Source organism: Sphingomonas sp. (genome assembly GCF_003248515.1).
Classification (GTDB): Bacteria; Pseudomonadota; Alphaproteobacteria; order Sphingomonadales; family Sphingomonadaceae; genus Sphingomonas_I.
Genome location: NZ_QFOB01000006.1, coordinates 78,575 through 94,703 on the forward strand (window position 1 = coordinate 78,575; position 16,129 = coordinate 94,703).

A 16,129-nucleotide genomic window follows, 5' to 3' on the forward strand; every position below is an offset into this window, starting at 1 on the left:
TATGGTCATTCTGCCGCGATCGGGCGCTCGGCCGGCGGAGCCCCCTCCCCGCCGGCGAGCGGCGCGAGCGCCGCGGGATCGAGGAGGAGGCGCACCACGGCACCCCCGCCCTCGCGGTCGGCGAAGCTCATCTGCCCCAGATGATCCTCGACGATCTTCTCGACGATCGCGAGGCCCAGGCCCGTGCCCTTTGCGCGCGTCGTCATATAAGGCTCGGTCAGCCGCTCGCGTTCCGCGGGCAGGCCGACGCCGTTGTCGGACACGGTGATCGAGAGGCGACCGTCGCCTGTCCGTTCGATCGACAGGCCGATCTCGCCGCCCGGCGCATCGCCCAGCCTTCCCTCGATCGCCTCGGCCCCGTTCTTGACGATGTTGGTCAGCGCCTGGCCAAGCTGGCGGCGATCGCACACCAAGGTCGGCCCCGGATGCGGCGCATCGAACGAGAAGCGGATGTTCGGGCGGGAAACCTCGGCCAGCAGCAACGTCTCGCGCACGATCTCCACGATCGGCTCCTCGGCGAAGCTGGGCTTGGGCATGCGGGCAAAGGCGGAGAATTCGTCGATCATGCGGCGGATATCGCCCACCTGCCGAACGATGGTGGAAACAAGCCGCTCGAACGTGCCGCTCTCGTCGACGATGTCGCGGCCATAGCGGCGCTGGAGACGCTCGGCGGCAAGCTGGATCGGGGTGAGCGGGTTCTTGATCTCGTGCGCGATCCGGCGGGCCACGTCCGCCCAGGCGGCGCGCCGCTGATCCGAAAGCTGCTGGGTGATATCGTCGAAGGTCAGCACATGGGGCGCTTCCGGCGTATCGCCAACGCGGCCGATCGTGACGGCGAGCGTGCGCAATTCTCCCCCGGCCGGAAGCTGGATCACCGCCTCGCGCTGGCCCGATGCCATCAGTGCCGCCAGTTCCGGCGCGATCTCGTCCAGCCGCGCGCCAATGGGGCTGCGCCCTTCGGCATGAAGCAGGTGGTTGGCGGAGGGATTGATGATCGTCACCAGCCCGTCCGCATCCACCGAGATCACGCCTGCCGACACGCCCGAAAGCACCGCCTCCGTCAGCGCGCGTCGATTTTCCAGCGTGCTCGTCTGCTCCTGCAGGCGGCGCGTCATCCGGTTGAAGGCGGCGGCCAGCGTTCCAACCTCGTCATGGCTGGCGCTGAAGGAAACGCGCGCGGACAGATCGCCGCCGGCCACGCGCCGGGCCGCGCCAACGAGATCGCCGATCGGGCGCACCAGCCTGTCCGCCACGGTCAGCGCCACCCAGATCGCGATCGCCACGATCAGCAGCGATCCGGTGAACAGGGCCACATTGAAGCGGAACTGCCACGTGCGCGAACGATCCAGCAGCTGCGTATAATCGTTGATCGCGCTGTTCGCCCTGCCCGCCTGCGCCAGCACCAGCGGATCGGCGTTGCGGGCCACCCACAGATAGGTTCCGGTATTCTTGTCGAAGCGCAGCACCGATTCCAGCCTGTCGCGCAGCACGCGCGTGTGCGGCTGATCGTCCTGAAGGCTGGGCAGGATCGCGGGCGACAGGCGCTTCTCCAGCGCCATCTTGTCGAGATTGGCGCCCCAGATCAGCTGTTCGCTGCCATCCTTGGCGACACGGATCATCGCCGCCTGATCGAGCAGGCGATAGAAAACCTGACTGGCGAAATAGCTGTCCCAGCGCGGATCGTCCGGCCGGGCATCGTTAAGCGCGCGCAGAATGTCTCCCGCCATCGCCACATTGTCGTCCGCCAGCCGCTTGCTGTGCTCGCTCACATAGGTTTGCGCCACCTTGTCGGCATTTTGCAGCACGATGCGCGCGCGATCCGAAAACCAGAATTGCACGCCATATTGAAACAGCAGCGAGGCGAAGATCACCACCAGCAAAGTCGGCAACGCGGCGATCGCCGAAAAGAGCGCGACGAGCCGGACATGGAGCTGGCCGCGCCCGCCAAGCGGGGACTGTTCCGCCCGCGCCCGCGCGATGCGCCGGGCAAGCAGCACCAGCAGGCCCATCGCGGGCACCAATGTGGCCACGAGCAGCAGCGCCACCACCACCGGCGTCAGCAGTTTCTGCGGTGCACCGGCATGGTTGAGCGTGGCATAGGCCACGCCCATCATCGCGAGCATCAGGAACAGCGTGCCCAGTTCGAACACGAGCCCCGCCTGCGGGCCTCGCATCCACAGCGCGAGCCGGCGCCGCCAGCGCGGCGCGCTCGTGCCGAACCGCTGGCCAAGCTGCGGGGCGGACGACTTCATAGTGTCCGGGATACCACAGTGACGTGGCAGAGCAAACACAGCCGATCGCAGGCGCGATCGGTTCGTCGCAGGATGCGGGACGGCCGCGCCGGAAAGCGCGTCAGTCCGGCCGGCGGACGGCGGGCCCCACGCCCAGATCCGTAAGCTTCTTGCGCAGCGTATTGCGGTTCAGCCCGAGCAACTTGGCCGCCTTCAGCTGATTGCCGCGCACCGCCGCCAGCGCCAGACGGAAGAGCGGGCGCTCCACCTCCGAAAGAATGCGTTCGTAAAGGCCATCCGGCGGAAGGCTGCCGCCATAGCTGGCCAGATGGCGGGCGATATGATGTTCGATCGCCTCGCTCAGGCTGCTCGTCTCCGGCGTGAGTGCGACGCCTGCCAGCCCTGCCGCCAGCTGCTGCTCCACCAGCGCCGCACCGATCACCGGATCGCGGCTGAGCGCGGCGAGCCGCCGCATGAGATTTTCCAGTTCGCGCACGTTGCCGGGCCAATTGTGCCGTTCGAGCCGAAGGGCGGCGGCTTCGTCCAGCGATTTGCGTGGCAAGCCGCTCGCGGCCGCCCGATCGAGGAAATAGCGCGCCAGCAGGGCCATGTCCCCGCCCCGCTCCCGCAGCGGCGGCAGGCGGACGGGCACCACGTTGAGCCGGTAATAGAGATCCTCGCGAAAGGATCCCTCCGCGATCAGGCGCGGCAGATCCTGATGCGTGGCGGAGATGATGCGCACATCGGCGCGGATCGCGCGTGCCGAGCCGACCGGCGTGAATTCTCCCGACTGGAGCACACGCAGCAGCCGCGTCTGCGCCTCGATCGGCATGTCGCCGATTTCGTCGAGGAACAATGTGCCGCGCTGGGCCTGCTCGAACCGGCCGACATTGCGCTGGGCCGCGCCCGTGAAGGCGCCACGCTCATGACCGAACAATTCGCTCTCGATCAGTTCGCGCGGAATCGCCGCCATGTTGACGGGCACGAACGGCGCCTCCTTGCGCCCGCCGAAATCGTGGATCGCGCGGGCGACCAGCTCCTTGCCGGTGCCCGACTCGCCCAGGATCAGCACGGTCAGGTCATTGGAAACGACTCGTGCGATCGTTCGATAGACTTCCTGCATCACCGGCGAGCGGCCGATCAGCGGCAATTCCTCGCCCGGCTCCTGCTGCGCGGGATCGTCCCCCGGCGCGGCGGCGCGGAGCGCATCGGCCACGGTGCGCGCCAGTTCGCCGAGATCGAAGGGCTTGGGCAGATAATCGAAGGCGCCTTCTTCGTTCGCCCGAAGCGCCGTGGTGAAGGTATTCTGGGCCGAGAGCACGATCACCGGAAAACCGGGCTGGTGCGCCCGCAGATCCGCCACGGCATCCAGCCCGTTGCCATCGGGCAGCACCACGTCCGTCACCAGCACGTCTGGCCGAAAATGGGCGAAGGCGCGGCGCTGCTCGGCAAGGCTGCCTGCCACCTCGACGACATGCCCGGCCCGGCGGAGCGCTTCTCGCACAACCGTGCGGATCGCTGCATCGTCGTCCGTCACGAGAATGCGGCCGGCGCGCGTGGCGTTCATCAGGGCAACCCCGCCCGGCTTGTCATGCGCATCCTGCCCCCTCGTTTCCTTCATGCCGCCCATGCTCATTTTTTCCGTTCCGCTCTGGGCAACATCAGACGGAAGACGGTGCGCTCGGGCCGCCCCTCCCGCGCATATTCGACCATCCCGCCCTGATCGACGATCAGCTTCTGCACGAGCGCCAGCCCCAGCCCGCGTCCCGTGGGCTTGGACGTGACGAACGGATCGAACAGATGCTCGGCAATGTCGTGTGGCGGGCCAGGCCCGTCATCGCACACGCAGACCTCGATCGGCAGTTCGCGCCGGCCATGGCCATGATCGGTGAGCATGCGGATGCCGTGGCGATAGGCCGTGGTGAGCGTGATTGTTCCGCCAAGAGGACCAAGTGCTTCGGAGGCATTCTTGATAAGATTGATAAGAACTTGCACCAGCGAATCGCGATGCCCTAGCACTGCCGGCAATGACGGATCATAAACTTCGCGGATCTGGATCGTCGGCGGCGCGCCCTGGATGGCGACGGCACGGGCATGTTCCAGAATGGCGTGGATATTCTGCGGCGCGCATTCCAGCGGGCGCGTATCGGTGAAATTCTCCATCCGATCGATCAGCGCGGCGACGCGATCCACCTCCTGCCGGATGAGCCGGGTGAGCGGGCGCGCCTCCTCATCGGCGCTCTCCTCCAGCAATTGGGCCGCGCCGCTGATGCCGGACAGCGGATTCTTGATTTCGTGCGCCAGCATCGCGGCTGCCCCGGCGGCCGTGCGGCTGCCTCCTTCCCGGCCGCTGCGTCGCGCGATCGGGCCGGCGGTGGGCTGCGGGTGGATGGTCACGATCCGCCAGCCCGGTCGCTCCGGCCAGGGCGCGATCAGGAGATCCGCCTGCTGACGACCTCCCGGCAGCGCGATCTCCTGATCGTAAGCCGTCACCATCGTACCGCTCGGCAGCGAATTCAGCGTGTGGCCGATCGCATCGACGATCATCATGCCAACGATCGCGGCGCGCGAAAGATTGAGCAGGGATTCGGCGGCGCCGTTGATTTCGTGGATGATCCCGTCCGCATCGATCACGATCAGCGGCGTGGGCAGCGCCGCCAGCAATTCTTCCGAGGGCACGGGTTTCCTCCGGTCGACCGCCGGCCGACCGAAAACGGGGCTCAGGCCGCCGCGCGGCACGTCCACGGGGCGTAGAATTCCGAAAGCATGGAAAGAACGGTCGCGGGATCGGGTATCTGGTTCACGCGATTGCGGAACTCCGCCGAGCCTGGCAGGCCCTTGGTATACCAGCCCAGATGCTTGCGGGCCATGTTGACGCCCACATCATGGCCATAGAGATCCAGCATCGCCTGATAATGGCCGGTAATGACCTGATATTGCTGGTCGATCGAGGGATCGGGGCGATGCTCGCCCGTTTCCAGCCAGCGCATCACCTGAGCGAGCAGCCAGGGGCGGCCATAGCTGCCGCGGCCGATCATCAGGCCATCGGCGCCGGAAAGCTCCAGCGCACGATCCGCATCCTCGATCGAGCAGATGTCGCCGTTAACGATGACGGGAACGGCCACCGCATCCTTCACCTTGCGGACGAAGGCCCAGTCGGCGCTGCCCTTGTACATCTGGCAGCGCGTGCGCCCGTGCACCGTGATCATGCGGATGCCGAGATCCTCCGCCATGCGCGCGAATTCCGGAGCGTTGAGGCTCTGATGATCCCAGCCCATGCGCATCTTGAGCGTCACGGGCACGTCCACGGCCTTCACGCACGCCTCGATGATCGCGCGCGCCAGTTCCGGTTCGCGCATCAGCGCCGAACCCGCATCGCCATTCACAACCTTGCGGACCGGGCAGCCCATGTTGATGTCGACGATCGCGGCGCCCTTGTCGGCGGAAAGCTTCGCCGCCTCGCCCATCTCATAGGGCGTGCAGCCGACGAGCTGCATCGATACCGGCTCCTCGATCGCATCCCACATCGCTTTTTGCAGCGATTGGCGCGTCTCGCGGATCGCGGCCTGGCTGGCGATCATCTCGGTGACGTTGAGGCCCGAGCCGAAGCTGCGAACGATGCGGCGGAACGGAAGATCGGAGACGCCGGTCATCGGCGCCAGAATCACCGGCGTTTCGATGCGGACATTGCCGATCTGGATGGGCTTCAGACGAGACACGATTCGCTAGTGCACCATTTCCATTGCCCAAAAAAGAGGCAGGTGACCACAAATCGCGCTGGTGTGTCCAAGATGTGCCATGCGATCGGGCATTCTCTTTCGTGCCGGCTCGCGATAGGGGCCGCGCGATGGCCGACCATGTGACCGCCCTGATCGTCGCCGCCGGCCAGGGCACCCGCTCTGGCCCCGGCCAACCCAAACAATATCGCAGGATCGCCGGGAAGGCGGTGCTCGCTCACGCGATCGACGCGCTGGCGAACCATCCCGCCATCCACGCCGTGCAGGTCGTGATCGCGCCGGGCCAGGAGGATGTCTATCGTGCCGCGATCGGCGAACGCCGCTTGCCCCCGCCTGTTATCGGCGGAGAGACACGGCGGGAATCGGTTGCCAACGGCCTGCGCGCTATCGGCGGCGGCCGGGTTCTGATCCACGATGCGGCGCGCCCGTTCGTGCCGGCGGATGTGGTGGATCGCCTGCTGGCCGCGCTGGACGGGCATGACGGCGCCGTGCCCGTGCTCCCGGTGGTGGATACGATCGTGCGCGTGGCCGATTCCCTGGGCGATGTCGTCCCGCGTGATCCGCTGCGCCGCGTGCAAACCCCGCAGGCCTTTCGCCATGATGCCATACGTGCCGCCCATGCCGCCTGGCCTGAAGGGCGGGAGGCCACGGACGATGCCCAGATGCTGCGCGCGATCGGGCGAAATGTCGCGATCGTCGAAGGAGCCGCCATGCTCGAAAAACTGACCTTTCCCTCCGATTTTGAAGCAGCCGAACGCAGGCTGGCGGATCGCCTCGTCTCCCGCACCGCGCTCGGCTTCGACGTGCACGGCTTCGCTCCGGGCAACAGCCTGTGGCTCGGCGGGATCGAGATCCCCCACACGCGCGGGCTGGCCGGCCATTCCGACGCGGATGTCGCTTTGCACGCGCTGACCGATGCGCTGCTCGGCACGATCGGCGCCGGAGACATCGGCACGCATTTCCCGCCATCCGATCCGCAGTGGCGTGGCGCGGCCTCGTGGCGCTTCCTGGATCATGCGCGCAAGCTGGTGGAAGATGCCGGCGGGCGGATCGATCATGTCGACCTGACGATTATCTGCGAGGAACCGAAGGTGGGGCCGTATCGTCCGGCCATCCGGACCCGTATCGCTGAGATCCTGGGCATCGGCGAAGGAAAGGTGAGCGTGAAGGCGACGACGACGGAGAGACTGGGCTTCACCGGGCGACGCGAGGGCATTGCCGCGCAGGCGGCGGCCACGGTTCGCGTGCCGGACGGGGACGAAGCATGAAGCGGCTCGCGCTGGCTGCCGCGGCGCTCGCCATGCCGGCGGCGACATCGGCGCAGGGCCTGCGCTGCATGCCGCAGGAACAGGCGGCATCGCTCGTCACTTTCGCGCTGCCCTCCCTGGTCCAGGGCCTTGCCCAGCGCTGCGGGCCGGAACTTCCGCGCACCGCCTATCTGCCGGCCAATGCCGATGCGCTGGCCGATCGCTATCGGCCGGATGCGGCGGCGGCGTGGCCTTCGGCACGCACGGCCATCGCCGGCATCTTCACGCAGGTTCTGGGGCAGGAAATGCCGCCGGAAATGAACAGTGATCTCGTGCGTCAGCTGGCCGAGCCGCTGCTGGGCAATCTGCTCGCCAAGCGCATCAGCACCAGCGATTGTGCCGCCGCGGACACCGCCATTTCGGCGGCGGCGGCCCTGCCGGGGCGTAACGTCGGCCGGCTTGCGATCGTGGCGATCATGTTGGCCGACAGAAAAGACAAGGGGATAGCGGGCGTGCTTCACATCTGTCGGCCGGAGATCCGGCCTTGACCGAGTCTCTTCTGCCAGCCGAGCTGACAAAGCTCGCGCGGCGCGTGATCGATGAAAATCGCGCCGCGGGCCGGCGGATCGCCGTCGCGGAGAGTTGCACGGGGGGCCTGGTCAGCGCCGCCCTCACCGAGATACCGGGATCGTCCGATGTCTTCGTGGCCGGGATCGTCACCTATGCCGACGAAGCCAAGATGAACCTGCTTGCCGTGGCGCAGGATGTGCTCGAAACGTTCGGCGCCGTCAGCCTCGCCACCGCCTGGGCGATGGCGAATGGCGCCGTTGAGAAGACGGGCGCCGACCTGTCCGTTTCGATCACCGGCATTGCCGGGCCGGGCGGCGGCAGCGAGCGCAAGCCTGTCGGCACGGTCGTCTTCGCCCGCTGCATCGCCGGCGAGGATCCGGAGAAAGCGAAGGTCGATCAGCGCGCTTTCGGCGATCTTGGCCGATCGGGCATCCGCCTTCAGGCGGCGCTGTGCGCGCTGGAACTGCTGCTGCCGGACGCGCCGGCCGAGCCCGTATAAAGAACGGCGGCGCGTTCCTCGAACGCGCCGATCATCCTGCGCAGCGCGCGATCGAACACCTGGCCCGCCAGCGCCTCGAACATGCGGCTGCGGAAGGCAAAATCCACCGCGAAATCGACGAGGCAGCCGCCCTTCCCATCCGGACGGAACGCCCAGTCGTTGGTGAGATGTGAGAGCGGGCCATCGAGATAGTCGACGTGGATGCGCCCCGGCCGCTCCTTCGTGACGCGTGACGTGAATTTCTCGCGCAGCGCCTTGAAGCCGACGAGCAGGTCCGCGACCATCTCCGTCTCGCTGTTCGATTTCACGCGGACGCCGACCACCCAGGGCAGAAATTCGCCGTAGCGGGCCACGTCCGCCACCAGATCGAACATCTCTTCAGGCGCGTAGGGAAGCGCGCGCGTTTCGCTATGCTTGGGCAAGCTTCACTCCTCCCCGATATACGGGGGAACGGATCAAGGACGCGCCTTCGCCAGTTGCGCCTCGCGCGCCGCCTTCATCTTCGCGAAATCGTCGCCCGCATGATAGCTGGAACGGGTGAGCGGGCTGGCCGCCACGAGCAGGAAGCCCTTGGCGCGCGCGATCGCGGCATAAGCCTCGAACGCCTTGGGCGTGGTGAATTCCTGCACCTTCGCATGCTTGGGCGTGGGCTGGAGATACTGGCCCATCGTCAGGAAATCGATTCCGGCGGAACGCATGTCGTCCATCACCTGATGGACTTCCAGCCTCTCCTCCCCCAGGCCCGTCATCAGGCCGGATTTGGTGAAGATCGAGGGATCGAGCTTCTTCACGCTCTCCAGCAGGCGCAGCGACGCATAATAGCGCGCGCCCGGACGGATCGTGGGATAGAGCCTCGGCACCGTCTCCAGATTGTGATTGTAGACATCGGGCCGCGCCGCGACGATCGCTTCGACGGCGGCTTCCGCCTTGTTGCGGAAATCGGGGGTCAGGATCTCGATCGTCGTCGACGGCGCGGACCGGCGGATCGCCTCGATCACCTTCACGAATTGCGAGGCGCCGCCATCCTTCAGATCGTCGCGATCGACCGAGGTGATGACGATATGCTCGAGCCCCAGTTCACCGGCCGCATCGGCCACGTGCTGCGGTTCCAGCGGATCGACGGGGCGTGGCATGCCGGTCTTGACGTTGCAGAAGGCGCAGGCCCGCGTGCAGACATCGCCCAGGATCATCACCGTCGCGTGCTTCTTCGTCCAGCATTCGCCGATATTCGGGCAGGCCGCTTCTTCGCACACGGTGTTGAGGTTCAGGCGGCGCATCATCGCGCGCGTATCCGAAAAGCCCTTGCTGGTAGGGGCCTTGACCCGGATCCAGTCGGGCTTGCGGGTGCGGATCAACGGCGTGGCGGGAAGCGGCTCGGTCATGGGCCCCAGATAGCGCTGGATGCCCGCGCTTGCCACCCCCGCCCCTGCCGTTCTACGCCAGTAACATGACACAGGAATCCATCGATTTCGAACGGCTGCTGGCCGGTTATCGCCGCTTTCGGGCAGGAGACTGGGCCAACGAGCGTGCCCGCTGGGCCGAACTGGCCGAGGGGCAGAGCCCCAAGGTGATGATCATCGCCTGTTCGGACAGCCGAGTCGATCCGACGGTGATCTTCGATACGGCCCCCGGCGAGATGTTCGTCGTGCGCAACGTCGCCAATCTGGTGCCCCCGTTCGAAACGGATGGCAGCCGCCACGGCGTCTCGGCCGCGCTGGAATTCGCGCTCAATCAACTGAAAGTGCCCGAAATTGTGGTGCTGGGCCACGGCGCCTGCGGTGGCGTGGGGGCGGCGCTGTCGCGGGCTTTCGCCGGGAAGGCCAATGGCGAGGGCGGCTTCATCGCGCACTGGGTCGATCTTCTGGATGAGGCACGCGATCGCGTCGTGGCCGAGCATGGCACCGGCGCAGAGGCGGTTCACGCGCTGGAACTGGAAGGCGTGAAGGTGAGCCTCGCCAATCTGCGCACCTTCCCTGGAGTCGCCGAACGCGAGGCCGCCGGCGATCTCACGCTGCACGGCGCCTATTTCGCGATTGCCGATGGCAAGCTGCATCTGCTGGACGAGGCATCGGGGATCTTCTCGCCAGCTTCCGCCTGACCGCCCCCTCGAAGGCCTCCCTCCGGAACAGGGCCATGCGGGCAGGCGTTTGCGCTGCCGCACATATATGTTTCGGAGAGTAGAGATGCGTACCAAGCTGATCGCCGCCGTTCTGGCCGGAGTGGCGCTGCTGACACCGGCGATCGCGCAGACGGCCGATCCTCATGCAGCGCATCAGGAACTGGCCCAGGATCGCGGCTACGACAAACCCACCGCGCGGGCGGATGCCGTGAATGCGAAGGAAGGTCCCGTTACCGACGCCCTCAATGCGCGGGCCGGGGCGTCGGCCTCGGCGACGGCGGCGACCAGCGAGGCGGATCGGGCGCAATATGATCTCGATCGTCAGGCCTATCTGGAAGCCCTCGTGCGCCACGATGCGGCCGTCGATCGCACGGATGCCCGCTATATGCGCCAGCAGCGCGCCTATGCGGATGCCATGTCGGTGTGGCGCATCCAGGTGCAGGCCTGCAAGAAAGGCCATCAGCGCGCCTGCGACATGCCGCCGCCCAACGTCTCGGATTATTACTGACGAAAGATTGGATGAGCGGGCGCGCGGGCGCCCACTCATCCCCTTCGCGTAGCTTCCGCCAGTCGAAGACCCGGTCATGGCCCGATGCTCCGTCAGATCGTGCAGGAGGATAAGAGGCCGGCCCGCGTGTGACACGCGATCGACTGGATCCGGCGCCATTAGGATCAGCCTATCCGGATCAGCCTGCTGGCGAAAATAGCGGGGATGAGCGTTCCTTCCACCGCCATTTCAAGGCGGCGACAATGAGCCCGCTCCAGTTTCAGAAGGCCCTGCGCCTCCAGACGGCAAGGCTGCCGCTTTCCACGCCATACGATGCCGCGCGCGCGGACCATGCCGTCGGCGGTGAAACCGTCGGCTATGAAAGCGCGTCGCAGTTCAGCCGGGATGATGCGCGGCAGTTCGGCGCGCGCCCGGCGCGCGATATGGCCCGGCTGCGCGGGGCGCTCGACGCCGCCTGAGCAAGCGCATGTTTCTGTCGTTTCGGGGCTGGTGTGCGCTTGACAGGGCGGCGGGAAAAGTGAGCTTGCGGGCATGATGAAACGCCCCCTTGCCCCCCTGTTCGCCACGTTCGTCGCAGCCGGGATCGTCGCCCTGCCATCCGCTGCCATTGCCGCCGATCCCGCTGTGCTGCGCGACGCCGCGCTCAAGGACGATATCGCCTTCGACATCCTCGAAGGACTGACCACGGAAGTGGGGCAGCGTCTCGCCGCGACACCGGCCGAGGCACGCGCGCGGGAATGGGCGGTGACGGAGCTCCGGCGCGCGGGCTTCGCCAACGTCCATGTCGAAACCTTCACCATGCCCGTGTGGCAGCGTGGCGAGGAGACGGCCGAGATCATGTCGCCTTTCCCGCAAAAGCTGGTCGTGGCAGCGCTCGGCAACAGCAGCGCGACCCCTGCCGGCGGGATCACGGCGGAAATCGCCGCTTTCGACGGGCTGGACGCGCTGGTTAAGGCTCCGGCCGAAGCCGTTCGCGGCAAGATCGTGTTCGTGAACCATCACATGGCCGCGCAGCAGGATGGCGGATCCTATGGCGAGATCGGCGCAATCCGTCGTTCCGGCCCCTCTATCGCTTCGAAGAAGGGGGCGCTCGCGATCGTGATCCGATCGATCGGCACCGATCATCATCGCGTGCCGCATACCGGCGTGCAGAACTGGATCGACGGCGCCAGGCCGATTCCTGCCGCCGCCCTCAGCGTGCCCGATGCAGAGCAGCTCGCCCGCGTGCTGGATCGCGGCAAGCCGGTGACCCTGCACCTCACCATCGGCGCGGGAATGGCGGGCACCGGCACATCAGGCAATGTCATCGCCGAAGTGCCCGGCCGCGATCCGAAGGGGGGCATCGTGCTCGTCGGCGGCCATCTCGACAGCTGGGATCTGGGCACCGGCACGATCGATGATGCATCCGGCCTCGCCATCGTGACGGCGGCGGCGCGACGCATCATGGCCTCGGGCCAGCCGCGCCGGGCGATCCGGATCGTCTGGTTCGGGGCGGAGGAACCGGGCGGCTTCGGCGGCGACGCCTATGCGAAGGCGCATGTGGGCGAGAAGCATGTGCTGGTGGGCGAAAGCGACAGCGGCGCCGATCGGGTGTGGAAGGTGGATTTCACGGCGGCCGATCCCAAGGCGCCGCTCACCGTCCGGATCGCACTGGCGCTCGCCCCCCTCGGCATCACGCGCGGCAACGCCCCGGCCCATGGCGGGACGGACGTCGCCCCCATCGCGCGCGTCACGGGCGCCCCGGTGATCGATCTCCACCAGGATGCGACCCGCTATTTCGATATCCACCACACGGCGGACGATACGCTCGACAAGGTCGATCCAGAGCAATTGCGCCAGAATGTCGCGGCGTGGACGGCGCTGCTGGCCGTCGCGGCGGAGGATGGCGAGGAGCTTGGACCGGTGGCGCCCGCTTCCGCCCGATAAAGGGACGAGACCCGGCCCGGTCCGCTCAGGCCCGCTTGCCGCGCCAGTAAGCGAAGGTGCGCTGCTGGATCCCGGCGACGAAGGCCGCCGCCTCCGCTCCGGTCCATTCACCCTTGTAACCGCGCGTCTCGGCCGCGCCGGTCCACCAGCCCTGCCCCGGCAGCCGATCGCTTTCGCGCACCACCAGCACGGCCAGTTCGGGTTCGCCCCTCAGCGCCGCCTCCCGATCGATCACGTCCAGCGTCCTGCATAGCGCGCGCATCTTCGGCCGGGTGAAGCGATGGCCGAGCAGGCCGAGTATTTCCGAATAGCTCACCGCCTCGCCTCGCTTCGCTGCGGCCACGAGCAGCCCGCATACCCGCTTTACGTCCGCGATCGTGCCCGGCCCCCCGGCCGGCACGATCCCCTCGGACTCCAGCCACTCCGACAGTGTTTCGATGGCCATGGCGCACCCCGTCCGTCAGGCGGCCGCGCCCGAGGCGATCGACTCGAGCAGGGTGATCGTGTTCGCATCGGGCGTTCCGGCAAAGGCACGGATGATCGCGAGCGCCTCGTTGGCGGCGGCCACAACCGCGGGATCGGTGCCGGCGTGCAAGTTCGCTACGCTCCGCAGGATGGTGCCCGCCTGGAAGAAGAGAAAAGGATCATCCTGGCGGAAGCGATCCACGATCCATGGCAGATCCGCGAGGCCGGGATCCACCTGCATGATCGCCACCGCCGCCAGGCGTTTTCCGGCCGAGGACGACGCCTTCAGCTCGGCTAGGAAGTGCTCGACGGTCGGCGCCAGCGTACGCAGTTTCACAAGGACCTCGACCATCGCCCGCGTGCGCGCCTGGCCGGAGGGCATCGCCTTCCGGATCGTTTCATATTCCAGGCAGAGCTTTTCCAGCTGATCGTGCAGCGCCGCATCGCCGATGCCGCGCGCGGCGAGCTTCACGCTCGCGGCTGATCTAATCTGGCTGAACGATATCTCGCCGGGCGCGTCGATCGCTTCTTCAACGAGGCCCGCCGTCTTGGCGGAAAGCTCCGCCTCGAACGCGCCAAGCTTCACCTTCTGCATCCGCCCCAGCAAGGCGGGCAGGTTGCGCGATGCCTCGCGGATCGGATCCCTAAAGATCATCAGGGCCGTGACGATCGCCATGGGCCAGACCAGTGCGCCGATCAGCGCCGCAATCGCCGTGATGAGTGCCGCCCAGCCTGCCACCGCCCTCTCCCCTGCCGGAGACATGCATAACGGATCGGCGCGGGACAGGCCATCGGCGGTGGCGAGACGCTCTCCCGCCGCGTTTGCGTTGCGCCCGTCGAGGCCGGCCCTCCTTCCCCTCCTCCGGGGGAAAAGGGCCGCGCCCCGACTGTCTCAATGCTGGCGGGATGAAGGGCCGCGGGTCAGCGCGTCAGCTTCTTGTAGGCGCCGGAGCCCGGTCGGTCGGCAGCATCGCCGAGGCGGCGGCGCTTGTCTTCCTCATAGCTATCGAAATTGCCCTCGAACCATTCGACATGGCCGTCACCCTCGAAGGCGAGGATGTGCGTGGCGAGGCGATCGAGGAAGAAGCGATCGTGGCTGATGACCACGGCGCAGCCCGCGAAATTCTCGATCGCTTCCTCCAGCGCACCCAGCGTCTCGACGTCCAGATCGTTGGTCGGCTCGTCGAGGAACAGTACGTTGCCGCCACGCTTCAACATCTTGGCGATGTGGACGCGGTTGCGCTCGCCGCCCGAAAGCTTGCCGACATTCTTCTGCTGGTCGGCGCCCTTGAAGTTGAACGCGCCCACATAAGCGCGGGTCGACATGTCGTGGCCGTTGACCTTCACATAATCGTGGCCCTCGGACACTTCTTCCCAGACATTATGCTTGGGATCGAGATGGTCGCGGCTCTGATCGACATAGCCCATCCGCACCGTGGACCCCACCTCGACCGTGCCCGTGTCGGGCGTCTCCTGCCCGGTCAGGATCTTGAACAGGGTGGATTTACCGGCGCCGTTCGGGCCGATCACGCCGACGATGCCACCCGGCGGCAGCATGAAGGACAGGCCTTCGAAGAGCTTCTTGTCGCCGAAGCTCTTCGAGATATTCTCGACGTCGATCACCTTGCCGCCCAGCCGCTCGGGCACCTGGATCACGATCTGCGCCTTGCCGGGGGTCCGGTTCTGCTGCGATTCCACCAGCTGCTCGAACTTGGCGATACGCGCCTTGGATTTGGTCTGGCGGGCCTTGGCGCCCTGCCGGATCCACTCCAGCTCGTCCTTGATCGCCTTCTGGCGGCCGCTCTCCTCGCGCTCTTCCTGCTCGAGCCGCTTGGCCTTCTTGTCGAGATAGGTGGAGTAATTGCCCTCGTAGGGGAAATATTTGCCGCGATCGATTTCGAGGATCCAGCCCACGACATTGTCGAGGAAATAGCGATCGTGGGTAATCATCAGGACGGCGCCCGGATAATCCTTCAGATGCGCTTCCAGCCACTGGACGCTCTCGGCATCCAGATGGTTGGTGGGCTCGTCCAGCAGCAGGATCGAGGGCTTCTGGATCAGAAGGCGGGTAAGCGCGATGCGACGCTTCTCGCCGCCCGACAATTTATCGACCGGCCAGTCACCGGGCGGGCAGCGCAGCGCCTCCATCGCGATCTCGAGCTGGTTGTCGAGCGTCCAGCCGTCGACCGCGTCGATCTTCTCCTGAAGGACGCCCATTTCCTCCATCAGCGCATCGAAATCGGTATCGTCCGTGGGATCGCCCATCTCGGCCGAAATGGCGTTGAAGCGATCGACCATGTCCGCCACGCCGCGCGCGCCGTCCTTGACGTTTTCCAGCACGTTTTTCGATGGATCCAGCTCTGGCTCCTGCGCCAGATAGCCAACCGTGATATGTTCGCCAGGCCAGGCTTCGCCCGAAAATTCCTTATCGATACCCGCCATGATCTTCATCAGCGTCGATTTGCCGGCACCGTTCGGGCCGACGATGCCGATCTTGGCACCCTGATAGAATTGCAGGTTGATGTTGCTCAGCACCGGCTTGGGGGCGCCGGGGAAGGACTTGGTCATGTCCTTCATGACGAAGGCATATTGGGCGGACATACGGGGCCAGGCTCCGGACAGGATGGGTCGGGTGAATGAGGTGGTTGCCGGTTAGCCGCTGGCCCCGTGCTTGGCAAACATGGGAAGCATGTCGCCGGTCGTCAAACGCGCGACCCGGATGATGCCGGCTTTTCTATTTAATGGAATTCACCGTCCAGCATAATGCCCACTTTGTGGAAATCTGACAGTGCCTAGATCGTGACAATCACCTCATGCGAGTAGCAAA

16 protein-coding genes are annotated in these 16,129 nt (G+C 66.3%); 7 read left to right on the forward strand and 9 right to left on the reverse strand.

The genetic code is table 11. The features are described 5' to 3' along the window. Positions 1-5: 5 nt before the first annotated feature. The 4 genes from DI605_RS11455 to dusB form a co-directional block, all read right to left on the reverse strand. Positions 6-2,252 carry an ATP-binding protein gene (locus DI605_RS11455; RefSeq protein ID WP_293973592.1) on the reverse strand — a complete coding sequence of 749 codons (2,247 nt, stop codon included), beginning with the start codon at positions 2,250-2,252 and terminating at the stop codon, positions 6-8. A 100-nt stretch (positions 2,253-2,352) separates the two neighbouring features. After that, a complete protein-coding gene (gene ntrC / locus DI605_RS11460) occupies positions 2,353-3,798 on the reverse strand; it encodes a nitrogen regulation protein NR(I) (protein WP_293974431.1) in 1,446 nt (481 codons plus the stop codon). Positions 3,799-3,863: 65 nt separating this feature from the next. Beyond that, positions 3,864-4,910 carry an ATP-binding protein gene (locus DI605_RS11465; protein ID WP_293973595.1) on the reverse strand — a complete coding sequence of 349 codons (1,047 nt, stop codon included), beginning with the start codon at positions 4,908-4,910 and terminating at the stop codon, positions 3,864-3,866. A 41-nt stretch (positions 4,911-4,951) separates the two neighbouring features. Then, positions 4,952-5,950, reverse strand: coding sequence for a tRNA dihydrouridine synthase DusB (dusB, locus tag DI605_RS11470; RefSeq protein ID WP_293973597.1), 999 nt, complete (start codon positions 5,948-5,950; stop codon positions 4,952-4,954). 128 nt (positions 5,951-6,078) lie between these two features. Here dusB and DI605_RS11475 point away from each other — a divergent pair, with 128 nt between their 5' ends. From DI605_RS11475 to DI605_RS11485, 3 genes are read left to right on the forward strand one after another with little or no spacing between them, the layout of a single operon-like run. Next, the gene (locus tag DI605_RS11475; RefSeq protein ID WP_293973600.1) at positions 6,079-7,236 is read left to right on the forward strand and encodes a bifunctional 2-C-methyl-D-erythritol 4-phosphate cytidylyltransferase/2-C-methyl-D-erythritol 2,4-cyclodiphosphate synthase; all 1,158 of its coding nucleotides are present in this window, start codon (positions 6,079-6,081) and stop codon (positions 7,234-7,236) included. Next, positions 7,233-7,763 carry a hypothetical protein gene (locus DI605_RS11480; RefSeq protein WP_293973603.1) on the forward strand — a complete coding sequence of 177 codons (531 nt, stop codon included), beginning with the start codon at positions 7,233-7,235 and terminating at the stop codon, positions 7,761-7,763. Before DI605_RS11475 ends, DI605_RS11480 begins: the two co-directional genes overlap by 4 nt. Further along, on the forward strand, positions 7,760-8,284 hold the full coding sequence (locus DI605_RS11485) for a CinA family protein (protein ID WP_293973605.1): 525 nt from the start codon (positions 7,760-7,762) through the stop codon (positions 8,282-8,284). Before DI605_RS11480 ends, DI605_RS11485 begins: the two co-directional genes overlap by 4 nt. Here the strand turns inward: DI605_RS11485 and DI605_RS11490 are convergent. Both DI605_RS11490 and lipA read right to left on the reverse strand, forming a co-directional pair. Further along, complete coding sequence (locus tag DI605_RS11490; protein ID WP_293973608.1) at positions 8,224-8,706, reverse strand: type II toxin-antitoxin system RatA family toxin; 483 nt, start codon at positions 8,704-8,706, stop codon at positions 8,224-8,226. The genes DI605_RS11485 and DI605_RS11490 overlap by 61 nt on opposite strands. A 33-nt stretch (positions 8,707-8,739) precedes the next feature. After that, entirely contained in the window at positions 8,740-9,666 is a 927-nt protein-coding gene (gene lipA / locus DI605_RS11495; protein ID WP_293974434.1) for a lipoyl synthase, read from the reverse strand. A 65-nt stretch (positions 9,667-9,731) separates the two neighbouring features. On the opposite strand from lipA, the gene DI605_RS11500 reads away from it, so the two are divergent. The 4 genes from DI605_RS11500 (at position 9,732) to DI605_RS11515 (ending at position 12,837) form a co-directional block, all read left to right on the forward strand. Next, the gene (locus DI605_RS11500; protein ID WP_293973611.1) at positions 9,732-10,382 is read left to right on the forward strand and encodes a carbonic anhydrase; all 651 of its coding nucleotides are present in this window, start codon (positions 9,732-9,734) and stop codon (positions 10,380-10,382) included. Between the two features lie 85 nt (positions 10,383-10,467). Next, a complete protein-coding gene (locus tag DI605_RS11505; protein WP_293973613.1) occupies positions 10,468-10,911 on the forward strand; it encodes a hypothetical protein in 444 nt (147 codons plus the stop codon). A 242-nt stretch (positions 10,912-11,153) separates the two neighbouring features. Then, positions 11,154-11,369, forward strand: coding sequence for a hypothetical protein (locus DI605_RS11510; RefSeq protein WP_293973616.1), 216 nt, complete (start codon positions 11,154-11,156; stop codon positions 11,367-11,369). 76 nt (positions 11,370-11,445) lie between these two features. Further along, complete coding sequence (locus DI605_RS11515) at positions 11,446-12,837, forward strand: M20/M25/M40 family metallo-hydrolase (RefSeq protein ID WP_293974437.1); 1,392 nt, start codon at positions 11,446-11,448, stop codon at positions 12,835-12,837. Between the two features lie 25 nt (positions 12,838-12,862). Here DI605_RS11515 and DI605_RS11520 read toward each other — a convergent pair whose 3' ends face one another. From DI605_RS11520 to ettA, 3 genes are all read right to left on the reverse strand, one after another. Further along, positions 12,863-13,282, reverse strand: coding sequence for a ribose-phosphate pyrophosphokinase (locus tag DI605_RS11520; protein ID WP_293973619.1), 420 nt, complete (start codon positions 13,280-13,282; stop codon positions 12,863-12,865). Positions 13,283-13,297: 15 nt separating this feature from the next. Further along, positions 13,298-14,041 (reverse strand): hypothetical protein, encoded by a 744-nt coding sequence (locus tag DI605_RS11525; RefSeq protein WP_293973622.1) that lies wholly within the window; start codon positions 14,039-14,041, stop codon positions 13,298-13,300. Positions 14,042-14,223: 182 nt separating this feature from the next. Next, positions 14,224-15,903 (reverse strand): energy-dependent translational throttle protein EttA, encoded by a 1,680-nt coding sequence (gene ettA, locus DI605_RS11530; RefSeq protein WP_293973625.1) that lies wholly within the window; start codon positions 15,901-15,903, stop codon positions 14,224-14,226. Positions 15,904-16,129: the final 226 nt, after the last annotated feature.

Coding starts and splice junctions, on each gene's coding strand:
- DI605_RS11475 (WP_293973600.1), top strand. CDS start 6,079: ATGGCCGACCATGTGACCGCCCTGATCGTCGCCGCCGGCCAGGGCACC.
- DI605_RS11510 (WP_293973616.1), top strand. CDS start 11,154: ATGAGCCCGCTCCAGTTTCAGAAGGCCCTGCGCCTCCAGACGGCAAGG.
- DI605_RS11505 (WP_293973613.1), top strand. CDS start 10,468: ATGCGTACCAAGCTGATCGCCGCCGTTCTGGCCGGAGTGGCGCTGCTG.
- ettA (WP_293973625.1), bottom strand. CDS start 15,903: ATGTCCGCCCAATATGCCTTCGTCATGAAGGACATGACCAAGTCCTTC.
- ntrC (WP_293974431.1), bottom strand. CDS start 3,798: ATGAACGCCACGCGCGCCGGCCGCATTCTCGTGACGGACGACGATGCA.
- DI605_RS11455 (WP_293973592.1), bottom strand. CDS start 2,252: ATGAAGTCGTCCGCCCCGCAGCTTGGCCAGCGGTTCGGCACGAGCGCG.
- DI605_RS11500 (WP_293973611.1), top strand. CDS start 9,732: ATGACACAGGAATCCATCGATTTCGAACGGCTGCTGGCCGGTTATCGC.
- DI605_RS11515 (WP_293974437.1), top strand. CDS start 11,446: ATGAAACGCCCCCTTGCCCCCCTGTTCGCCACGTTCGTCGCAGCCGGG.
- lipA (WP_293974434.1), bottom strand. CDS start 9,666: ATGACCGAGCCGCTTCCCGCCACGCCGTTGATCCGCACCCGCAAGCCC.
- DI605_RS11520 (WP_293973619.1), bottom strand. CDS start 13,282: ATGGCCATCGAAACACTGTCGGAGTGGCTGGAGTCCGAGGGGATCGTG.
- DI605_RS11480 (WP_293973603.1), top strand. CDS start 7,233: ATGAAGCGGCTCGCGCTGGCTGCCGCGGCGCTCGCCATGCCGGCGGCG.